Origin of the sequence: Agrobacterium genomosp. 2 str. CFBP 5494 (assembly GCF_900013495.1) — a bacterium.
Lineage (GTDB): Bacteria > Pseudomonadota > Alphaproteobacteria > Rhizobiales > Rhizobiaceae > Agrobacterium > Agrobacterium pusense.
This window is the reverse complement of record NZ_LT009718.1, coordinates 74,478-94,243: the sequence shown is the minus strand read 5'-3', so window position 1 is coordinate 94,243 and position 19,766 is coordinate 74,478. Positions and strand designations below refer to the sequence as shown.

Annotated in this window: 14 protein-coding genes; 8 read left to right on the top strand and 6 right to left on the bottom strand. The window is 59.2% G+C overall.

Annotated features, from left to right (window positions below):
* Nucleotides 1-37: 37 nt before the first annotated feature.
* Nucleotides 38-985: a tyrosine recombinase XerC gene (locus AGR2A_RS00390; RefSeq protein WP_080822325.1), complete on the bottom strand. Its 948-nt coding sequence runs from the start codon at nt 983-985 to the stop codon at nt 38-40.
* A 121-nt stretch (nt 986-1,106) separates the two neighbouring features.
* Between AGR2A_RS00390 and AGR2A_RS00385 the strand changes: the two genes are divergently transcribed.
* The 8 genes from AGR2A_RS00385 to fdhD all read left to right on the top strand — a co-directional run bounded on the left by AGR2A_RS00385 (nt 1,107) and on the right by fdhD (nt 10,239).
* Nucleotides 1,107-3,323, top strand: coding sequence for a primosomal protein N' (locus tag AGR2A_RS00385; RefSeq protein WP_045533543.1), 2,217 nt, complete (start codon nt 1,107-1,109; stop codon nt 3,321-3,323).
* Between the two features lie 81 nt (nt 3,324-3,404).
* Nucleotides 3,405-3,791, top strand: coding sequence for an AGROH133_08824 family phage infection protein (locus tag AGR2A_RS00380; protein ID WP_004443775.1), 387 nt, complete (start codon nt 3,405-3,407; stop codon nt 3,789-3,791).
* A 260-nt stretch (nt 3,792-4,051) separates the two neighbouring features.
* Nucleotides 4,052-4,618 carry a F0F1 ATP synthase subunit delta gene (locus tag AGR2A_RS00375; RefSeq protein WP_004443773.1) on the top strand — a complete coding sequence of 189 codons (567 nt, stop codon included), beginning with the start codon at nt 4,052-4,054 and terminating at the stop codon, nt 4,616-4,618.
* Nucleotides 4,618-6,147: a F0F1 ATP synthase subunit alpha gene (gene atpA / locus AGR2A_RS00370; protein WP_004443771.1), complete on the top strand. Its 1,530-nt coding sequence runs from the start codon at nt 4,618-4,620 to the stop codon at nt 6,145-6,147. Before AGR2A_RS00375 ends, atpA begins: the two co-directional genes overlap by 1 nt.
* A gap of 31 nt (nt 6,148-6,178) precedes the next feature.
* A complete protein-coding gene (locus tag AGR2A_RS00365) occupies nt 6,179-7,057 on the top strand; it encodes a F0F1 ATP synthase subunit gamma (RefSeq protein ID WP_004443770.1) in 879 nt (292 codons plus the stop codon).
* A gap of 23 nt (nt 7,058-7,080) precedes the next feature.
* Nucleotides 7,081-8,535: a F0F1 ATP synthase subunit beta gene (atpD, locus tag AGR2A_RS00360; RefSeq protein ID WP_004443768.1), complete on the top strand. Its 1,455-nt coding sequence runs from the start codon at nt 7,081-7,083 to the stop codon at nt 8,533-8,535.
* A 129-nt stretch (nt 8,536-8,664) separates the two neighbouring features.
* The gene (locus AGR2A_RS00355; protein ID WP_004443766.1) at nt 8,665-9,075 is read left to right on the top strand and encodes a F0F1 ATP synthase subunit epsilon; all 411 of its coding nucleotides are present in this window, start codon (nt 8,665-8,667) and stop codon (nt 9,073-9,075) included.
* Between the two features lie 348 nt (nt 9,076-9,423).
* A complete protein-coding gene (gene fdhD / locus AGR2A_RS00350; protein WP_072495134.1) occupies nt 9,424-10,239 on the top strand; it encodes a formate dehydrogenase accessory sulfurtransferase FdhD in 816 nt (271 codons plus the stop codon).
* A gap of 46 nt (nt 10,240-10,285) precedes the next feature.
* Here fdhD and AGR2A_RS00345 read toward each other — a convergent pair whose 3' ends face one another.
* From AGR2A_RS00345 to AGR2A_RS00325, 5 genes are all read right to left on the bottom strand, one after another.
* On the bottom strand, nt 10,286-12,055 hold the full coding sequence (locus tag AGR2A_RS00345; RefSeq protein WP_080822323.1) for a methyl-accepting chemotaxis protein: 1,770 nt from the start codon (nt 12,053-12,055) through the stop codon (nt 10,286-10,288).
* A 322-nt stretch (nt 12,056-12,377) separates the two neighbouring features.
* Complete coding sequence (locus AGR2A_RS00340; RefSeq protein ID WP_003504949.1) at nt 12,378-12,854, bottom strand: chemotaxis protein CheW; 477 nt, start codon at nt 12,852-12,854, stop codon at nt 12,378-12,380.
* Between the two features lie 166 nt (nt 12,855-13,020).
* Nucleotides 13,021-17,181, bottom strand: coding sequence for a translocation/assembly module TamB domain-containing protein (locus tag AGR2A_RS00335; RefSeq protein ID WP_072495132.1), 4,161 nt, complete (start codon nt 17,179-17,181; stop codon nt 13,021-13,023).
* Nucleotides 17,182-17,226: 45 nt separating this feature from the next.
* Nucleotides 17,227-19,152: an autotransporter assembly complex protein TamA gene (locus AGR2A_RS00330; RefSeq protein WP_052114193.1), complete on the bottom strand. Its 1,926-nt coding sequence runs from the start codon at nt 19,150-19,152 to the stop codon at nt 17,227-17,229.
* A 174-nt stretch (nt 19,153-19,326) separates the two neighbouring features.
* Nucleotides 19,327-19,578: a YMGG-like glycine zipper-containing protein gene (locus AGR2A_RS00325; RefSeq protein WP_004443753.1), complete on the bottom strand. Its 252-nt coding sequence runs from the start codon at nt 19,576-19,578 to the stop codon at nt 19,327-19,329.
* Nucleotides 19,579-19,766: the final 188 nt, after the last annotated feature.

Here is a 19,766-nt window from a genome sequence, read left to right as displayed (position 1 = left end):
CGTCTGGTTAATGCCTATGGTTAACCATTTTCCTGCATCATGCACGTGGGTGAGCGTTGTCGTAGATCTCCAACAGTCTCGCCGTATCGACGCCGGTATAGACCTGTGTGGTGGAGAGGCTGGCATGGCCGAGCAGTTCCTGAATGGTGCGCAGATCCCCACCGCCGGCCAGAAGATGGGTGGCGAAGGAATGGCGCAACGCATGCGGGGTGGCGTTTTCCGGCAGGCCGAAAGCGCCGCGCAGCTTCTGCATTTCACGCTGGATGATTGCAGGCTGGAGCTTGCCGCCGCGTGCCCCGAGGAACATCGGTTCGTCCGCCGACAGGGCATAGGGGCAGAGCTTTTTGTATGTATCGACCGCTTCCGTCACCACTGCGAGCAGCGGCACGATCCGCGTCTTGTTGCCCTTGCCGGTGATGCGCAGGCTGCGCGCGCCGGGTGGGAAATCGACCGGGGTAAGACCCAGTGCCTCGGAAATGCGCAGGCCACAGCCGTAAAGCAGCGACAGGACCGCAGCGTTGCGGGCGGCAATCCAGGGTTCATCGTTCAACTGTGCCTCGGCCGTGGTGATCTTCAGCGCCTGACGGTCGGTCAGCGGCTTCGGCAGCGATTTCGGCTGTTTTGGCGCGCGCATTGCCGTGGCGCCGGCCGCATTGACGAGTCCCTTTTTCTGCAGGTGGTGCAGTAGCGAGCGCAGGCCCGCCAGATGCCGCCCAAGCGACCGCGCGCCGGCGCCCTCCTTGCGTCTATTGGCCAGAAAGGCGCGAAGATCAACGGGGCGCAGATCGGCAATATCGATTATGGAGGCTGGTTTGCCGATGTAGCCGGTCAGGAACGTCAGGAACTGACGCGTATCGCGCTCATAGGCCTCGACGGTGTTGTCGGAGAGGCGGCGCTCGCCTGCAAGCGCCGTCAGCCAGGCTTGGCGCTCGGCGAGCAGATCGGGTTCGGCAAATGTCAGGATTTCGGTCACGCGGCGCTCCATTCCACAATTTGAAACTATGCGCTTGTGGTCAGCATTTGGTTAAGAGGTGGACTTTGCGTGGCGCGGCCACTACATCCGGGCGGTTTCCTTTTTCCTGTCGCCGGGGCATGGTCGCCACATCATGGCAAAAGATTCGTCCGATCTGTTTGGGGCTCTGTTCGACCCGCCGTCGCCCACGCGCACGGTGCCCGTTCTTGTGCCCATGCCGGCGCCCGGGCCCTATAGCTACGCTGTGCCTGAAGATATGGTGGTGGAAACTGGTTCCGTTGTTCAGGTGCCGCTTGGCCCCCGGCAGGTGTTCGGCGTGGTGTGGGACGAAACCGGAGAGAAAGCTGTCGATCCGAAGAAGTTGCGGCCCATTACCAAGAGTTTCGAGTGCCCGCCCATGAAGACGGAAATGCGCCGCTTCGTGGACTGGGTCGCCGCCTATACGCTTTCTCCGCCCGGCCTCGTGGCACGCATGGCGTTGCGTGCGCCCGCCGCTTTCGATCCCGAACCGATGATCGAGGGGCTTCGGCTGACCGAAGGTAGGCCGGAGCGCCTGACCCCCGCCCGCGAACGGGTGATGGAGCTGGCGGCCGAAGGGCACGGCTGGACGAAGAGCGGGCTTGCCCACGCTGCAGGTGTTTCGACCAGTGTCATCGACGGGCTTGTCAAACAGGGCGTGTTCGAGACGATATTCCTGCCCGCGCCGCCAGTGGTGCCCGAGCCTGACCCCGATTATGTCGAGCCGCGTCTGGAAGGCCCGCAGAGACAGGCGGCATCGGAGATTCTCGAGGATGTGCGCAAGGGCGGTTTTCACGTCTCGCTCATCGATGGCGTGACCGGCTCCGGCAAGACCGAGGTCTATTTCGAGGCCGTGGCCGAGACGCTCAGGCAAGGCAAGCAGGTCCTCATCCTGCTGCCCGAAATCGCGTTGACGGCGGCGTTTCTGGAGCGTTTCCAGGATCGTTTCGGCGCCAAGCCGGCCGAATGGCATTCGGACCTGTCGCCGCGGATGCGCGAAAAGGTCTGGCGGCAGGCGGTGTCCGGCGAGGTGAAGGTGGTGGCTGGGGCACGTTCGGCGCTTTTCCTGCCGTTCGACAATCTTGGTCTCATCATTGTCGATGAAGAGCACGACCCCGCTTACAAGCAGGAAGATCGCGTCTTCTATAATGCCCGCGACATGGCGGTGGTGAGGGCGCGTATCGCCGAATTCCCGGTCGTGCTGGTTTCGGCCACGCCTTCGGTGGAAAGCCAGGTCAACGGCAGTTCGGGGCGTTACAACACCATTCACCTGCATACGCGTTTCGGCGATGCGGCAATGCCCGATCTGCATCTTGTCGATATGCGCCGTCATCCGCCAGAGCGGGGAGGGTTTCTGTCACCTGTCCTGCTCCGCGGAATCGGCAAGACCATCGAGAAGGGCGAGCAGGCGCTGCTGTTCCTTAATCGACGCGGTTATGCGCCGCTGACGCTGTGCCGCGTCTGCGGCCATCGTTTTCAGTGCCCACAATGTTCCAGCTGGCTGGTGGAGCATCGTTTCCGCAATCAGTTGCAGTGCCATCAGTGCGGCCATAATGAGCCGACGCCCGACCATTGCCGGGAATGCGGCACCTTCGATCATCTCGTGGCCTGCGGGCCGGGGGTTGAGCGCATCGCCGAAGAGGTGGAGAAACATTTCCCCGATGCCCGCACCATCGTGCTCTCTTCCGATCTCATGGGCGTCAAGCGGTTGCGGTTGGAGCTGGAGGCGATCGTCAAAGGCGAGGCGGATATCGTCATCGGCACGCAGCTCGTCGCCAAGGGGCATAATTTCCCGCTGATGACGCTCGTTGGCATCGTCGATGCCGATCTCGGCCTAGCCAATGGCGATCCGCGGGCGGCGGAGCGAACCTTCCAGCTGCTTTCGCAGGTGACGGGTCGCGCCGGACGGACGGGGCGCAAGAGTCATGGCCTGCTCCAGACCTATCAGCCGCAGCATCCGGTTATGCAGGCGATCGTCTCCGGTGACGCCTCGGCTTTTTACGAGAGGGAAATCGTGGAGCGCGAAAAGGCTGTCCTGCCGCCCTTCGGACGGCTTGCCTCGATCATCGTCTCAGCCGATACGCGCGCAGAGGCGGAAACCCACGCGCGTGGATTGCGGGCTGCGGCCCCGCAGGTAACCGGCATCATGCTGCTCGGCCCGGCGGAAGCGCCGCTCGCGCTCATCCGCGGCCGCCATCGCTTCCGGTTGCTGGTGCACGGGCGACGCAACTCCGACATGCAATCGTTCCTGCGAGCGCTTCTGGCAAATGGCCCTAAAGAGCGCGGCAGCGTGCATGTTCAGCTGGATATCGATCCGCAAAGTTTCCTTTGAACTTTAGCAAAGAAGGGCTTTTTCCTGCTGTCATGACCGTGTCATAACGCCAGCGGGAAACAGAATGATTTGGGGAACGATATGGAGTTTTATTTTCCGACCGAGTTCGGCGAACAATTGGCCTTCGGCGCGGCGGTGGTATCAGCCATCATCGGGCTGTTTTTCATGTTCGCACCCGGCTTGACGCTTCGCGCTTTCGGTCTGCTGCCCGCCGGCGAACGCCGGGATGGCTATGCGTTGGTGCGCTCGTCGCTTGCCGGCTTTTATCTGGGCCTCGGCGCCGCCGCCCTGCTTCTCGCTCAGCCCATGGTCTATCTCGCCTTCGGTGCGGCATTCGGCCTCAGCGTGTTCGGCGGGATACTCTCCATCCTCTCGGATGGTGGCGCAACCATGCGGAATCTCTTACTTCTGGTTGTGCACTTTCTGCTCGCCGCACTCTCGTTGAGCTACGTGTTCGGGCTGGTGTGAAGCCGGGTTTTTGCCTTTTGTGCCGCACAGGCACCGCATCCTGAGCGAAATCGGAAAATTTAACGCATTCCCCCTTGCCCAAACGGCGCTTTCCGCTATTACGCGTGTTGCGAGTCCCGGCATCCTATGCTAGACGGACCGCGAAATTGGGAAAAGGCAGGGGGGAATTCCGGTCTTTTTCGGGGAAATTGAAACGATTTCAAGAATTTGATGCGGTGGAGCCCCATCGCTGATGGTCTTGGACGATTAGCAGGGAAAAAGTGCCCGTGGCAGAGACCTCCCAGGGAACATCCGGTGTAGCGGAAAGGTATGCGTCGTCGCTTTTCGAGCTTGCTTTGGAAGCGGGTACGGTCGAAGCGGTTCAGGCCGAACTGGACAAGTTTGGCGCACTTCTCGACGAAAGTGACGATTTGAAGCGTCTGGTTGCGAGTCCGGTGTTCTCCGCCGAGGACCAGTTCAAGGCAATCACCGCTATTTGCGAAAAGGCCGGCATCACCGGTCTTGCGCTGAATTTCCTCAAGGTTGTTGCGAATAACCGCCGTCTCTTCGCCGTTCCCGGCATGATCCGCGCCTACCGCACCATTGCTGCCGCCCACCGCGGCGAAATTACCGCCGAGGTCACCTCGGCACATGCGCTCGACGAGGCGCAGGAAACTGAACTGAAGGCGGCGCTGAAGAGCGTTACCGGCAAGGATGTGGCGGTTTCCGTTACCGTCGATCCCTCGATCCTCGGTGGTCTGATCGTCAAGGTCGGCTCCCGCCAGATCGATACGTCTCTTCGCACCAAACTTTCCACCCTTAAGCTTGCACTGAAAGAGGTTGGCTGATGGATATCCGCGCCGCGGAAATTTCCGCAATTCTGAAAGATCAAATCAAAAATTTCGGCAACGAGGCGGAAGTCTCGGAAGTCGGCCAGGTGCTTTCCGTCGGTGACGGTATTGCTCGCGTTTACGGTCTCGACAATGTTCAGGCTGGTGAAATGGTCGAGTTTCCGGGCGGCATCCGCGGTATGGCGCTCAACCTCGAAGCCGACAATGTCGGTGTGGTTATCTTCGGTTCCGACCGTGACATCAAGGAAGGCGACACCGTAAAGCGGACTGGCGCTATCGTTGACGTTCCCGTTGGTCCGGAACTGCTGGGCCGCGTCGTTGACGCGCTCGGTAACCCGATCGACGGCAAGGGCCCGATCAACGCCGCCAAGCGTTCGCGCGTTGACGTCAAGGCTCCGGGCATCATTCCGCGCAAGTCGGTTCACGAGCCGATGTCGACCGGCCTCAAGGCCATCGATGCGCTCATCCCGGTTGGTCGCGGCCAGCGCGAGCTTGTCATCGGCGACCGCCAGACCGGCAAGACCGCAATCATTCTCGACACGATCCTGAACCAGAAGGCCATTCACGACAATGGTCCTGACGGCGACAAGCTTTATTGCGTCTACGTCGCTATCGGTCAGAAGCGTTCGACCGTTGCCCAGTTCGTGAAGGTTCTGGAAGAGCGCGGCGCGCTGCAGTACTCGATCATCGTTGCTGCGACCGCTTCCGATCCGGCTCCGATGCAGTACCTGGCACCGTTTGCCGGTTGCGCCATGGGCGAATACTTCCGCGACAACGGCAAACACGCCCTCATCGGTTACGACGACCTTTCCAAGCAGGCCGTTGCTTACCGTCAGATGTCGCTTCTGCTGCGCCGTCCTCCGGGCCGCGAAGCTTATCCGGGCGACGTTTTCTACCTCCACTCCCGTCTTCTCGAGCGCGCTGCAAAGCTCTCCGACGAAATGGGCGCCGGCTCGCTGACAGCTCTGCCTGTCATCGAAACCCAGGGTAACGACGTTTCGGCCTTTATTCCGACCAACGTGATCTCGATCACCGACGGCCAGATCTTCCTTGAAACCGACCTGTTCTATCAGGGTATCCGTCCGGCTGTTAACGTCGGTCTGTCGGTTTCGCGCGTTGGCTCTGCCGCCCAGATCAAGGCGATGAAGCAGGTTGCCGGCTCGATCAAGGGTGAACTCGCCCAGTATCGCGAAATGGCCGCCTTCGCCCAGTTCGGTTCGGACCTCGATGCCTCGACGCAGCGCCTGCTGAACCGCGGAGCACGCCTGACCGAACTCCTGAAGCAGCCGCAGTTCTCGCCGCTCAAGACGGAAGAACAGGTTGCGGTGATCTTCGCCGGCGTCAACGGTTACCTCGACAAGGTTCCGGTCGCACAGGTCGGCAAGTTCGAGCAGGGTCTGCTCTCCTACCTCCGGTCGGAAGGCAAGGCGATCCTCGACACCATCCGCACGGAAAAGGCTATCAGCGACGATACCAAGGGCAAGCTCAAGGGCGCTCTTGATAGCTTCGCCAAGTCTTTCTCTTAAATCAGGGCTCTTTTACTCGGACGGATAACGGATGCCTTCACTAAAGGATCTGAAAAACCGCATTGCCTCCGTAAAGGCGACGCAGAAGATTACCAAGGCGATGAAAATGGTCGCCGCGGCGAAGCTTCGGCGCGCCCAGGAAGCTGCGGAGGCCGCCCGGCCTTATTCTCAGCGCATGAGCGCCGTTCTTGCCAACATCGCGAATGCGGTCGAGGCGGACGTTGCTCCGGCGCTGATGACCGGCACCGGCAAGAACGACGTGCATCTGCTCGTCGTCTGCACGGCTGAGCGTGGTCTTTGCGGCGGTTTCAACTCGCAAATCGCCCGTTTTGCCCGCGATCACGCCCGCAAGCTGATTTCGGAAGGCAAGACGGTCAAGATCATCACGGTCGGCAAGAAGGGTTACGACGCCCTGCGTCGCGAATTTGCAGCCAACATCATCGAGCGCATCGAGTTGCGCGACGTGAAGAAGGTTGGTTTCGAAAATGCCGACCAGATCGCCAAGAAGGTGATCTCGCTCTTCAACGCCGGTGAGTTCGATGTCTGCACGCTGATCTATTCGGAATTCAAGTCCGTCATCAGCCAGATCCCGACCGGCCTGCAGCTCATTCCGGCCGCAACGCCTGTTGTGGAAGAGGATGCAGCAACGCAGAACGCTGTCTATGAATATGAGCCGGATGCGGCTTCTATTCTGGAAGACCTTATTCCGCGCAACATTTCGGTTCAGGTTTTCCGGGCTCTGCTCGAAAACGTTGCCGGTGAAATGGGCGCCAAGATGAGCGCGATGGATAACGCAACGCGCAATGCCGGTGAGATGATCAACAAGCTGACGCTGTCCTACAACCGTCAGCGTCAGGCTCAGATCACCAAGGAACTCATTGAAATCATTTCGGGCGCGGAAGCGCTCTGAGGTAAGGAAAGAGGGTAAGGATAATGGCTAAGGCAGCTACCCCCAAGAAAACCGCAGCGGTGAACGGCGCGGGCAAGGTTACCCAGGTTATCGGCGCTGTTGTCGACGTGGCGTTCGAAGGCGAACTGCCTCCGATCCTGAACGCGCTCGAAACCGAGAACAACGGCAACCGCCTGGTTCTGGAAGTCGCGCAGCACCTCGGTGAAAACGTCGTTCGCACGATCGCCATGGACTCGACCGAAGGTCTCGTTCGCGGTCAGAGCGTTTCGAACACCGGCGCTCCGATCTCCGTTCCGGTTGGTCCGGAAACGCTCGGCCGTATCATGAACGTCATCGGCGAGCCGGTTGACGAAGCTGGTCCGATCGTGACCGCTTCCAAGCGCGCCATCCATCAGGACGCTCCTGCTTACGTCGAACAGTCGACCGAAGCACAGATCCTCGTCACCGGCATCAAGGTCGTCGACCTTCTGGCTCCTTACGCCAAGGGTGGTAAGATCGGCCTGTTCGGCGGCGCCGGCGTTGGCAAGACCGTTCTCATCATGGAACTCATCAACAACGTTGCCAAGGCACACGGCGGTTACTCGGTATTCGCCGGCGTTGGTGAGCGTACCCGTGAAGGTAACGACCTCTATCATGAAATGATCGAATCGAACGTCAACAAGCTCGGCGGCGGCGAAGGCTCCAAGGCTGCGCTGGTTTACGGCCAGATGAACGAACCGCCGGGCGCCCGCGCTCGTGTCGCTCTGACCGGTCTGACGATCGCTGAAAACTTCCGTGACGAAGGCCAGGACGTTCTGTTCTTCGTGGACAACATCTTCCGCTTCACGCAGGCTGGTTCGGAAGTGTCGGCTCTGCTCGGCCGTATTCCTTCGGCCGTGGGTTATCAGCCGACGCTGGCAACCGACATGGGCCAGATGCAGGAACGCATCACCACCACGACCAAGGGTTCGATCACCTCGGTTCAGGCTATTTACGTCCCCGCCGACGACTTGACCGACCCGGCTCCTGCTACCTCGTTCGCCCACCTGGACGCCACGACGGTTCTGTCGCGCTCGATCGCTGAAAAGGGCATCTACCCGGCCGTTGACCCGCTCGACTCCACCTCGCGCATGCTCGACCCGATGATCGTCGGCGAAGAACACTATGAAGTGGCTCGTAAGGTTCAGTCGACCCTTCAGCGCTACAAGGCTCTTCAGGACATCATCGCCATCCTCGGCATGGACGAACTGTCGGAAGAAGACAAGCTGACGGTTGCCCGCGCCCGTAAGATCGAGCGCTTCCTGTCGCAGCCGTTCTTCGTTGCCGAAGTCTTCACCGGTTCGCCGGGCAAGCTCGTTGCGCTCGAAGACACGATCAAGGGCTTCAAGGGCCTGGTCAACGGTGAATATGACAGCCTGCCGGAAGCTGCCTTCTACATGGTCGGTTCGATGGAAGAAGCCATTGAAAAGGCCAAGAAGCTGGCTGCCGAAGCTGCCTGATCATGAATTGGCGGGCGCGTGGTTCAGCCGCGCGCCTTGCCGACAATGGTGGCGAAACCGATAAGGCTTTGTCGGCGTTGTAACAGACAAGTCCGTGACGCCCGCGTAATTGAAAAGAAGTGAATAGCCATGGCTGACAGTTTCAAATTCGATCTCGTTTCCCCGGAGCGTCTGCTCGTTTCCGAAACGGTTACGGAAGTCGTCATCCCGGCCACGCTGGGTGAAATGACCGTTCTGGCCAACCATGCGCCGACGATGACCACGATCAAGCCGGGTTTGGTCACGGTGAAGTTCGCTTCTGGTGAAACGCATAAATATGTCGTCTTCGGTGGCTTCGCCGATATTCTCCCGACGGGCTGCACACTTCTTGCCGAATCCGCTGTTTCGGCCGATGACATGTCTCCCGACACGTTGCAGCGTCGCATCGATGCGGCCAAGGCCGAAATCGAAGAAGGCAATCATCACCACGAGCATCTGACCAAGCTTGAAAAGCACCTTTACGAACTGACGAACCTGCATGAGGTTCTCGTCGCTGCTTGAAAGCACCGGGCGGGTTCGAAAGAATGACTGCCCACAAAAAATCCGAACCAGAAAGCGGCCGTCTCGGTCGCTTTTTTTGTTTTGACCTGCTGCTTAACGGGTCAGCGGGTACGATTGCCTTCGTCGTCCTCAGCCTGCCTACATAAGCTTCAAAATCACGTTGACCGGGTTGCATCAATTATCGCCTATGGAACATGAGTCCAGCAAAGGCGCGCTTCAACGATTGCGTTTCAACCGGGGCAGCCTCGGAAACCGATTCCGATTTTCAGAGCTTTCGTTTAGATGTGATATCCCGAAGAAATGCTGCTTGGGCTGTGCGCAACACGAAGCAGATTTGGTGATGGAGGAGTGATCGGCGTGTCGGCAAAAGCGAGCTACAGAGGGGTCGCGAGAACCGCGTTGCGGTCAGGGACCCTGATCGAGGGCGAGAGAGCGGTGCCCGAGGAAGTGCCGGTTGCTTTTTCCTATGGTGGCAGCACCCATGCCGTGATGATGGCCAGCCCCGCAGATCTTGTCGATTTTGCAGTCGGATTTAGTCTGACGGAAGGCATCATATCCACACGGGCGGAAATCCGGTCAATCGAGGTGATCGAGGCGGGGCAGGGCTTCGACGTTCAGGTGGATTTGCAGGATGCCAATGCGGATGCGCTCAGGGCGAGACGGCGGCATATGGCAGGCCCTGTCGGCTGCGGTCTTTGTGGCATCGAATCGATAGAACAGGCGGTCCGAGTGGTCCCGGTCCTGAGCGGCTCTGAACTCTCCGTCTACGGGGATGATATTGTTGCTGCGATGAAAGCACTGAATGAAGCGCAAAGCCTTAATCGCGAAACGAGAGCGGTTCACGGCGCGGGTTTCTACAATCCTCAAAAGGGGCTGCTTGCTGTTCGTGAAGACGTCGGTCGCCATAATGCGCTCGACAAGCTTGCAGGTGCAGTTGTCAATGCAGGCCTGCCGCCGAATGCCGGCATTGTGGTTGTGACCAGCCGCCTGTCGGTAGAAATGGTCCAAAAGACCGCCATCCTTGGCAGTCCCATTCTGGCGGCGATTTCCGCACCCACCGCGCTCGCCATCGAAACCGCTGAAAGCTCGGGTATCACCCTTGTCGCACTCGTGCGGGGTGAAGATTTTGAGATATTCACCAAGGCGGATCGTATCATTTTATGACGTAGAGGCCGCCGCTACCGACGGCCTTTAGACTTCAAAGAGACCCTTAGAACTCCGCCCATTCGGCTGCTGCGTTTCCATGAGACCTTGGCAAAGCAGCATATCGCGGTTGCGGCACCGGCAGCCTGGTGAGGACGGCTGGTTTCTTGTCGACGGGGCGTGCGGGTGACGCGTCGTGCGCGATTCTGAACTGCCGCAGCAGTTCATGCAGATTTTCCGCTTCTGTAGCGAGCCCGTGGCTGGCGGCGCTGGTTTCTTCTACCATCGCAGCGTTCTTCTGGGTGGCCTGATCCATAACGTTGACGGCCTGATTGATCTCCCTGAGACCGTTCGCCTGTTCGCGGGATGCTTCAACGATGGCCGAGACATTAGTGTCGATCTCGCCCATCTGCGACTGGATGTCCCGCAGGGCGTCGCCGGTTCTGCCCACCAGATCCACGCCGTTGGAGACCTGCTCGCGAGAGGTGTTGATGAGGGATTTGATCTCCTTGGCCGCAACGGCGGATCGCTGTGCGAGTTCCCGGACCTCCTGTGCGACGACGGCGAACCCCTTGCCCGCTTCCCCGGCGCGCGCTGCTTCAACGCCCGCATTGAGGGCCAGAAGATTGGTCTGGAAAGCGATGTCGTCTATAACGCCAATGATGTTGGTGATTTCGCCTGAGGACCTCGAAATCGCATCCATGGCGGAAATTGCCTGCTGAACGATGTCGCCGGAATGCTCGGCATGTTCTCTTGTCCGCAGCACCAGTTTACCGGCCTCACCTGCGCGGTGGCTTGCATCGGTTACGGTGGTGGTGATCTCCTCCAGCGCCGCAGCGGTCTCCTCCAGTGAGGCGGCTTGCTGTTCGGTGCGTTGCGAGAGCTGATCGGCGGCGATGCGGATTTCGCCGGATCCTGATGCGATTGTCGAGGCATTGTGCGCGATTGTCTGCATCGTGGCCTGCAGCTTGGCGACGACCTCGTTGAAATCTGCCCGCAGTTTTTCCATGCTGGGCACGAAGCTGTTGTCGAGGCGTTGTACAAGGTCGCCTTCGGCCAGCGCCCGCAGGGCATCTGCAAGCATGCGAATGGCGCTCATGCGCGGTGTGACGTCGGTGGCAAATTTCACCACCTTCACCACTTTACCGGTTTCATCGACAACCGGATTATAGGCGGCCTGGATCCATATTTCCTTGCCGTTCTTCCCGTAGCGGACAAACTCGTCCGAGATGAATTCGCCTGATGCCAGTCGTTGCCAGAAATTTGCATAGGCGGGCGAGGCGGCATAGGCAGGATCACAGAACATGCGGTGGTGCCTGCCCTCGATTTCCTTGAGGTCATAGTTCACCGCAGCGCAGAAGTTTGGATTGGCGGTGATGATCGTACCGTCAGGAAAGAACTCAATGGTGGCTTGCGAGCGGGAGAGCGCCTCCAGTTTGCCCGCATCTTCCGCGGCCGTGATCTTTTTTGCGGTGATATCTGTTGCGATCTTGACCACTTTATAGGGCTTGCCCGAACGGAAAACCGGGTTGTAGGAGGCCTCGATCCAGATCACCGAGCCGTCCTTGCGGATACGGCGAAATTCCCTGGCCTGAAACTCGCCACGGGCGAGAGAGTCCCAGAATTCCTGATAGGCGCGAGACGCGGCAAGCTCGCTGTCGCAGAATATGCGGTGGTGCTTACCGACGATCTCGGTGAGATCGTAACCCAGCGCCGCGCAGAAATTCTTATTTGCGGTGAGGATATTACCTTTGAGATCGAATTCGATGACCGCCTGCGATCTTGATATCGCATCGAGCATATTTCTACTGTCTGCGCTTTTTCCTAACCCCAGCATTACAAGTCCCCCAAAGTCAGCCCACGGCGCGGCAAGCCGCAAAGAAGATGCGGTCCACGCCATATCACGTTGAACACCGAACAGGTTTTGCCGCCGAAGGCAGCAATGCAGGCACTTCTCTATGTTGGCCCTGGGTCAGGTATCGGCCCGCGTATAGGCTTGCCGGCGCGGTACTGATCTATGGCGTTAATATTAGATATCTATAATATTAAAATGTTCTTATTTAATAAAATGCTTGAAAGAAAAAACAAAACCGCCGGCAGGTGCTCCGGCGGTCTGGATTGTTCCTTATCATTCTTCAGCGAGGCCTGCGCAGACCTTGTCAGGCCGCGAGATCTTCCGCCTCAGTGCCCTTGAACATTTTCGCAAGGTTCAGGAAGCAGATCATGCCATGTTCGTTGGCGATGATCCCTTCGGAATAGGACTTGTCGAAGGAGGCTGAAATTTCGGGAACCGGCTGGACCTGGTTTGCCGGGATCGTCAGAATGTCTGAAACGCGATCCACCAGCATGCCGATGACCATGTTATGCACTTCGGCCACTACGATTGCGCTGCGCTCATTGGCAACGGTGCTTTTCATGCCGAGTTTGTGAGCCAGATCGATGATCGGGATAACAGAGCCGCGCAGGTTCATGACGCCGATGACGTCTTTCGGTGCGTGGGGAATGGGCGTCGAAGGCGCCCAGCCGCGGATTTCGCGAATGGTCGTCGTCTTCACGCAGAATTCCTGATCATGCAGGCGGAATGCGATGATTTCGAGCGTCTCACCGCCAAAATTGGTAGAGTTAATCATTGCCATCAGAATTCTTCCCAATGCTCGCTGTGGAGGCCGGCGCAAGTGCACCGACACTTGCAATGCGAATTTGGCGTTCTGCCTGGTGCCTGAACAGCCGGAAACAATATTTCCGCCTTCAATGGAAGATTCCTAGCATGAGATGGTTTCGCAAACCTAAATGCGAACCATCTCAATACTCTTTCTCGTAAAATATGCCTGCTGCGCCTTCGCCATCGCCGCCCGCTTCCCCGCGCAGCTTCACACCGCGTCCTACGTCGAGATTGATGATGGCTTTTGCGCCGGATTCGCCGCTTTGCTGCAGCTCCAGATAGGTTCTTTCGTTCAGGTATTTACCGGCGGAAACACGGGCCTGTCCTTCGGAGTCGGTCGAAATATCAAGATCATCGACGCCGAGATTGCTTCTGAGCTTGTCGAACAGCGATGTGGAACGCCCGCCGGCCAGTTGAGCGGCGGCATCCGCCAACCGCGCGATCTGCAGCGCGGATAGTTTTGACATGGACTGGCCGAAGATCAGCTGTGCCATCACCTCATCCTGTGGCAGAGCGGGAGCCGAGGAGAACGCAAAGGTCGGATCGTTGGCAGTACCGGAAACAGATACGGTGATGGTCGTTGAACCAACCGTTGAGTCCGCCTTCATGTCGAGGACCGGAACGAGGCCGCCACCGAAACTGATATTTCCTGTCGTGAAATCAAGGCGGCGAGTGAGGATTTCAAGCCTGCCCCGACGCATTTCGAAGCCGCCGGAAATGACCGGAACCGCTGCCGTGCCACGGATCGTCAGATTGCCGGTCAGTTCTGCATCGATACCCCGACCGCGCACGAATATACCGCTCGGTGCATTGACCTGCAGATCGAGATTGATGGTGGACGAGCTCCCGCTTCCGCCCTGATCGGCTCCAAGCGCCTTGGCCTGCGCGCGTACCTTGGGTGGTGCGTTCTTGTGCTTGACGTCGATCTCCGTCAGTGAAGCCGGCAGCTTCTCCGGAATGGTGATGGCGCTTCTGTCCAGCGTCAGGTTGCCGCCCAGCACGGGGGAATTCAGCAACGGGCCTTTCAGCGTCAGCGTGCCGCTCACCACTGTCGTTACCAGCGTGCCGTCGTTGTAACCGGCGCGATTAAGCGTAATCGATATATCGGCAGGAAAACCCGAACCACCGGTTATGCCGACGCTGCCGGTTCCCGAGATCGTTCCACCGCCTGCCAGCCTGCCGGTCAATCGGGAGATGACGGCACGATCACGGTCGAAGGTGATGGTGGCGCCCAGATCGTTGATGGTGAGGTTTCGGCGCACGTCGGTCAGGCGCGTGCCATCAGTGGTGATGCTGCCGCTAATGACAGGTGCGGAAGCGCTGCCGGAAATCTTCACGTCGATGGCGGCGGTGCCATTCACATCGAGGCCCTGCGCTGCTGTTTGTGCCGCGACGGCTGAGAAAGGCAGTCTGCCGGAAAACGCCATCGAAAGCGGACGATTGCCGGCGATACCGAGCGAGCCGCCGCCTGAAAGCGCCATGCCGCCCTGACCGGAGACATTCGTGTCGATCTGCAGGGTGCCACCGGAAAATTGACCGTTCGCCTTGATGCCGAGGGCGGCGAGACCCGCCGCGCGCGTCTGCGCGACCTCGGCATTTACCCAGTTGAGATTATAGTCGACCGCAGGGTTCGATGCCGCACCCTTGGCCTTCACCGTGCCGGAGATGCTGCCCGCCGCATCCAGTCCGGTGGCAAAGGCATTTGCGAGACTTGCGGGCAGCGAACGGATATCGGCATTGATATCAAGCGTCGACCCGGCGGTGCCGTTGACCTCGACACGTCCTTCGCCCGTGATGATGGTCAAATCGGAGATCCGGGCCGTACCGTTCTGGATGGCAATGGTGGTGGGCTTTTCAAGGCGCACGGCAATGCCCTTGGGCGCGGCGGAAAAGGCGTCGAGTCTTACCGTCATGGGCGATCCGCCCGTCTCGGCGCTGCCATTCACCACCAGCGGTGCGTTGTCGTAACGCGCGTTGACGTCGAACTGCGTCGTTGTGCCGGAATGACCGATTGTGGCTTTCAGGTCAGATATCGCAGCCGCGCCGGCATTGACGGTATCGGCGTTGACCTTGCCGTTGATGGCGATTGCCTGAAGGTCGTCTATTGAAATATCGGCCGCCAACCCGGAGATCGTTGCCGTGCCCTGACGGATGCTGCTGCCATTGGCTTTGATCGTCGCGGCGATCCGGCCATTGGCGTTGCTAAGGGCGATGTCGCCGGCAATATCGCCATCCGCCTGCTGCGCAGCGAGAGCGGCGAGTAGCGCAAGGTCGGGAAAGTTGAAGGAAAGATTGCCGGATGGCAGAAACTGCTGCGAGAATTGCAGTTGCCCGTTCAAGATATTCCGGCCTACCGCCACGCGCAGCTCGGGAATCGCAGTGCCGTTTTCGGTTTGCACCAATTCGGCATTGGCATCGATCTTCTGTCGGTCAAGGCTGCCGCTGGCGGTAAGTTTCGCCTGAGGAGCGGCGGGATCGGCCTTGCCTGTCGCATTGACTTGCAATGATTCAAGCGTACGTCCGGCAAGGATTGCGCTCTCGGAAGTCAGGGTCACGTTGAAATCCGGCGCTGCCAGCGCGCCGGTGGCCTCGATCGCAAAATCGGCGACGCCCTTTGCCTGTGGCGTCAACTTTTCAAGAGCGAGAAATTTACCCGTCAGGCTGGCGCTCAATGCATCGTTTTCGAGACTGGCATTGCCTGTCGCCTCGATCGTTCCCGACTTGACGACGAGGTTTTCAACGCTGGTGCGTCCACCGATGGTCACGTCGACATCACCCTGGAGGGCGATGGTGGTGTCGAACTTTTCCGCGAGAGCCGGTGGAAGGGTAGCGGGCAGTGCGAAGAGCTGCACGCGGGAGGTGAGGCGGTTGCCGGTAAGGTCAAAACTGCCGTTCAGTGTTCCGCCAACGCTGGCGCTTTCAAGCGTCGCGCTGTCAAAGCCGATGGCGGATGGGCTCAGGCGGAGCGGTGCATTGATGGTGAGCGGCGCACGCACCAGCCGATCAATATCCGGGCTGACAAAGGACGATTGCGCTACGGAGAGAGCGGTGGCGATTGTGCCGCTCCGGTCAGCGATATTGAGATCAGCGCTTTGCGCCGTCAGTTTGACGTCGTCCAGCCTGCCTTGCGGCAAAGAGAGGCTGCGCAGGGAAACGGTCGTGTCAAGATGTGCGGCGTCTGCCCCACCCTTTAACGAAAGATCGAGGCCGTTGATGAGGGCCTGCACCTCCCCATCGCTCAGCGGCCAGCGAAAATCGACGGGCCCGGCTGTGCCGATGAGGTTGGCGGCAAGGTCGTTCTGGCCGTTCGGATCAATGGTGCCGGAGGCCGTCAGCAGCAGGGTGCCGGTTTCCAGTGTACTGCTGCCGATTTCGATGCGCCCCTGTGGGGAAAGGGTGGCGTTTGCGTCGAGCTTCGTCTCACCGGCAAAAAGCTGCCGGAAGGCGGGCGGCAGAAGCAGATCGGGCTGGCCGCCACCCGCAACTTCGATGCGGCGGGTGCCATCCTCCGCGAGGAGGTGCCGGCCGGTGACGTTGACAACAGGGTTACCAGCGACGTTGCCGCGCATGCTGCCGGTCCAGTTTGAAAGCGGTCCTTCGCCGTTAAGGTCGATGGCGACCGCAGGTGTGCCGGGCAGAGACAGCAGCGTGGCAAGAAGTCCGCCCTCAGGCTCCCGCATCTCCGCTTTCAGCTTCAGGACATTTTCGTTGGGAAGAAATGCGATGTCGGCGTTAACGGCCGCATCCGGGGCATTCAGCCGGTGGGCCGTGAGCGACAGTCTGATATCGTCGCTGGCGGCCTTGAGGTTGCCTTCGGCCGTCAGTTCAAAGGGGCGGCCGAGAAGGGGCTGGCCGAGACGAATATCGGGAAAGCTGAAATTGTCGATCGCTATTTCAATCGGCAGAGAGGAACTGCCGGAGCTTTTGCTCGTCGTTTCCTCCACCGGAACCGGTTGGCGCTGGACATCGATCGATCCCGCCGATACCCGGTCCGCATGGAAGGTGCCGGCAAGAAGCGAGAAGGGTGACCAGTCGACGGCGATCTGGTTCACGCGGGCATAAGGGCCCTGCCGATCCGAAAGAGTGACGTTGTCGAGCCTCAGATGCCCCGTCAAAAGCCCGCTGGGCGGAGAAATCTCGATTATCTGATCGGGTGTCGATACAAGCGATGAAATCTGCTTTGCGGCTATTCTCGCGCCCATCGGCGTAAAACCGACGAAAAAGGCTGCAAGCAACAGAAGTACCACGCCGCACAAGGCAGCGTAGCCCAGCCATTTCAGCAATCGAATCAACGTTTTCATAAAGGGTAATCTACACTCTGTTGCAAGGGTGTTCGACTGCGGCGTTTAAAAAGACTGACCGATGCCAGCATAAATGCCGAAACTGTTGCCGCCATCGTATTTGTCTAGCGGCGTGGCGACATCCAGACGCAGAGGCCCGAAGGGTGTCGCGTAACGCAGCCCGATACCGGCGCCAGCCCGAATGTCGGAAAAGTCCGGGGTCACGTCTTCCGAGACCACACCCGCATCGATAAAAGGTACGATACCGATCGTGTCGGTGACCTTGATGCGGGCTTCAATGGAGCCAACGACATAGGAGCGACCGCCGGTCGCGTCGCCTGCCGCATTATAAGGCGATATTTCCTGATAGCTATAGCCACGCACGGACCCGCCGCCCCCGGCATAAAAGCGGCGGGTGGTGGGGATGTCCTGCAGGTCGCTTCCGCCGACGAGCACGCCGCCCGACAGTTTTCCGGCCATGATCAGCCTGTCTTCGGCGCCCAGCCCCTTGTACCCGGTAATCGAACCTTCGAAAGAGGAGAAGAAGGTGCCGTTCAGGGCCTCATAGCTGGGCTTGGCGGCCACCGATGCACGAAAGCCTTCGGTTGGGTTGAGCTTGTCGTCGCGGGTATCGCGAACGAATTCCAGCGGAATGGACGTGGTAAGATATTCGTTCTTTCCGAAGGCGTCGTCTGTATCGGCCCACTGCACCTCCAGGCCCGCGGCAGCCGTGTCGGTATCGTTTAGTTCATAACTGAAACCGGCAGTCCCAGTCAGCGTCTTGGCTTCGTAGGTGTCCGGATGCTCGGTCTTGGCAATCAGGCTGGTCTTGAATGTCGTGCGGGGATTGAACATTCCGGGCTTCGTAAAGGTAATGCCCGCCGAATAGTCCATGCCTTCCACGCTCGATGCCTCTGCAATGCGCGAGACCGAGCCCTCGATGCGCAGCGATTCGGCCTGGCCGAACAGGTTTCTGTGGCCCCAGTAGCCCTGAAGACCAATGCCTTCGGTGGTGGAATATTGTGCGCCGACGCCGAAATAGCGGTGCTTGCCTTCGGACACTTCGATGGTCAACGGAATGGTGCCGTCGCGGGCGAGCGTTCCTGCCTCCTTGATCGTCAGGCTGGAAAAAACGCCGAGCTGGCGCAGGCGATCGGCGGCCTTGCGCAGTTTTTCCGGCGAATAGGGCTCGCCGCCATTGAGGCGCGAATAGCGGCGGATGAAATCCCCATCGACGGTTTTTTCACCGGTGACGGTGACCGTGCCGAGTGGGGCGACGGGGCCGCCTTCGGCCGCCATGGTGATGTCGACAGTGTTTGTCGCGTGGTTTGCAACGGCCTCGCGTTTCGTCAGCTTGGCAAGCGGGCGGCCTTCGGCCTTCAGATCATCGATCAGCTTGTTGCCGGCGCGGATGATCGCCAGGGAGCCGGCATCGCCGCCCGTCGTCAGGCCGTATTCCTCGAGATTGCGGCCTGTGACGTCGCCTTCGAGACGGATATTGCCGAGTGTGAATTTGGGACCGGGCGTAACGGTTATGACCACGGGAACGGGCGCGCTATGGTCGAAAACCGGGTTGGGCGGCAGGTCGTCGACATTCCTCCCGGCCACGGTGACATTGACAATACCGCCATAGCGGGCGTTTTCATAAAGCGCTGCAATCAGCCTGTCCCTGTCGTCCCTTGCCTTTATCAGGAGTCCGAGATCGCCTGAGGCAGGCTTGTCCTTGTCGGCCAAAAGAAGGGAACTGTTTTCGAGGCTGTCCGTCAGGGATTTGTCGGCGTCGGGAGCGTTGAGCGTGACGGCATATTTGACGGGGTTGATAACCTCGACCTCCGGTTCTTCCGAACCCCACAGGCGCATGCCGAACAGTTTAAAGGCGAAGGCATCACGCGCAAAAGCCGGATACAGGGCGAACGTCACAGCAACCGCAAGCGCGGTGCCAGCTTTCCGATACGCAATACCTGTCTTCGGGTTAGTTCGTGTTCTTCGCATAAGCTGCTTTATGGTTGAGCCTTTATTGTCGCCCTAACCCGTTTCCTCTCCGTTAACATTGCAATTTAATCATAAATAAACGGCTTTGAGGACCCTCGGCATCTGTTTTGCAGCCCATAACGCAAAAAGCCCCGGATGACCGGGGCTTCTGTGCAACGGTATTTCGCGAAGCGATTAGCGGCAACGTGCCGTGTAACGCTGGCCGTACTGGTCGCGGTAATAGCAATAGCCCGGCTCGGAAGCGTTGCCAATCAAAGCACCACCGACGCCACCGATCGCTGCGCCAACAGCTGCGCCACGAACGTTGCCAGTGACCGCGCCACCGATAACGGCGCCGGAAACGGCACCAATCGAAGCACCCTTTTCAGTCTGCGTGCAGCTTGCGAGCGACAGGCCGACCAGCGCAAATATGATTGCCTTTTTCATGAAACTCTCTCCAACGTTACAATGAGCTCTTTGGCTCGGTAGGCGTCCCATATTTATCTGCGGCGACTGCTACCTCCGACCGCCACAGATAACTAACAATTCGATGTCGTTTAGGGAAGCCTCCACTTAAGGCATTCCTCCGAGCGTAAATCGATTGTGCCCCAAACAACGGCGCGGCGCAAAAAAGG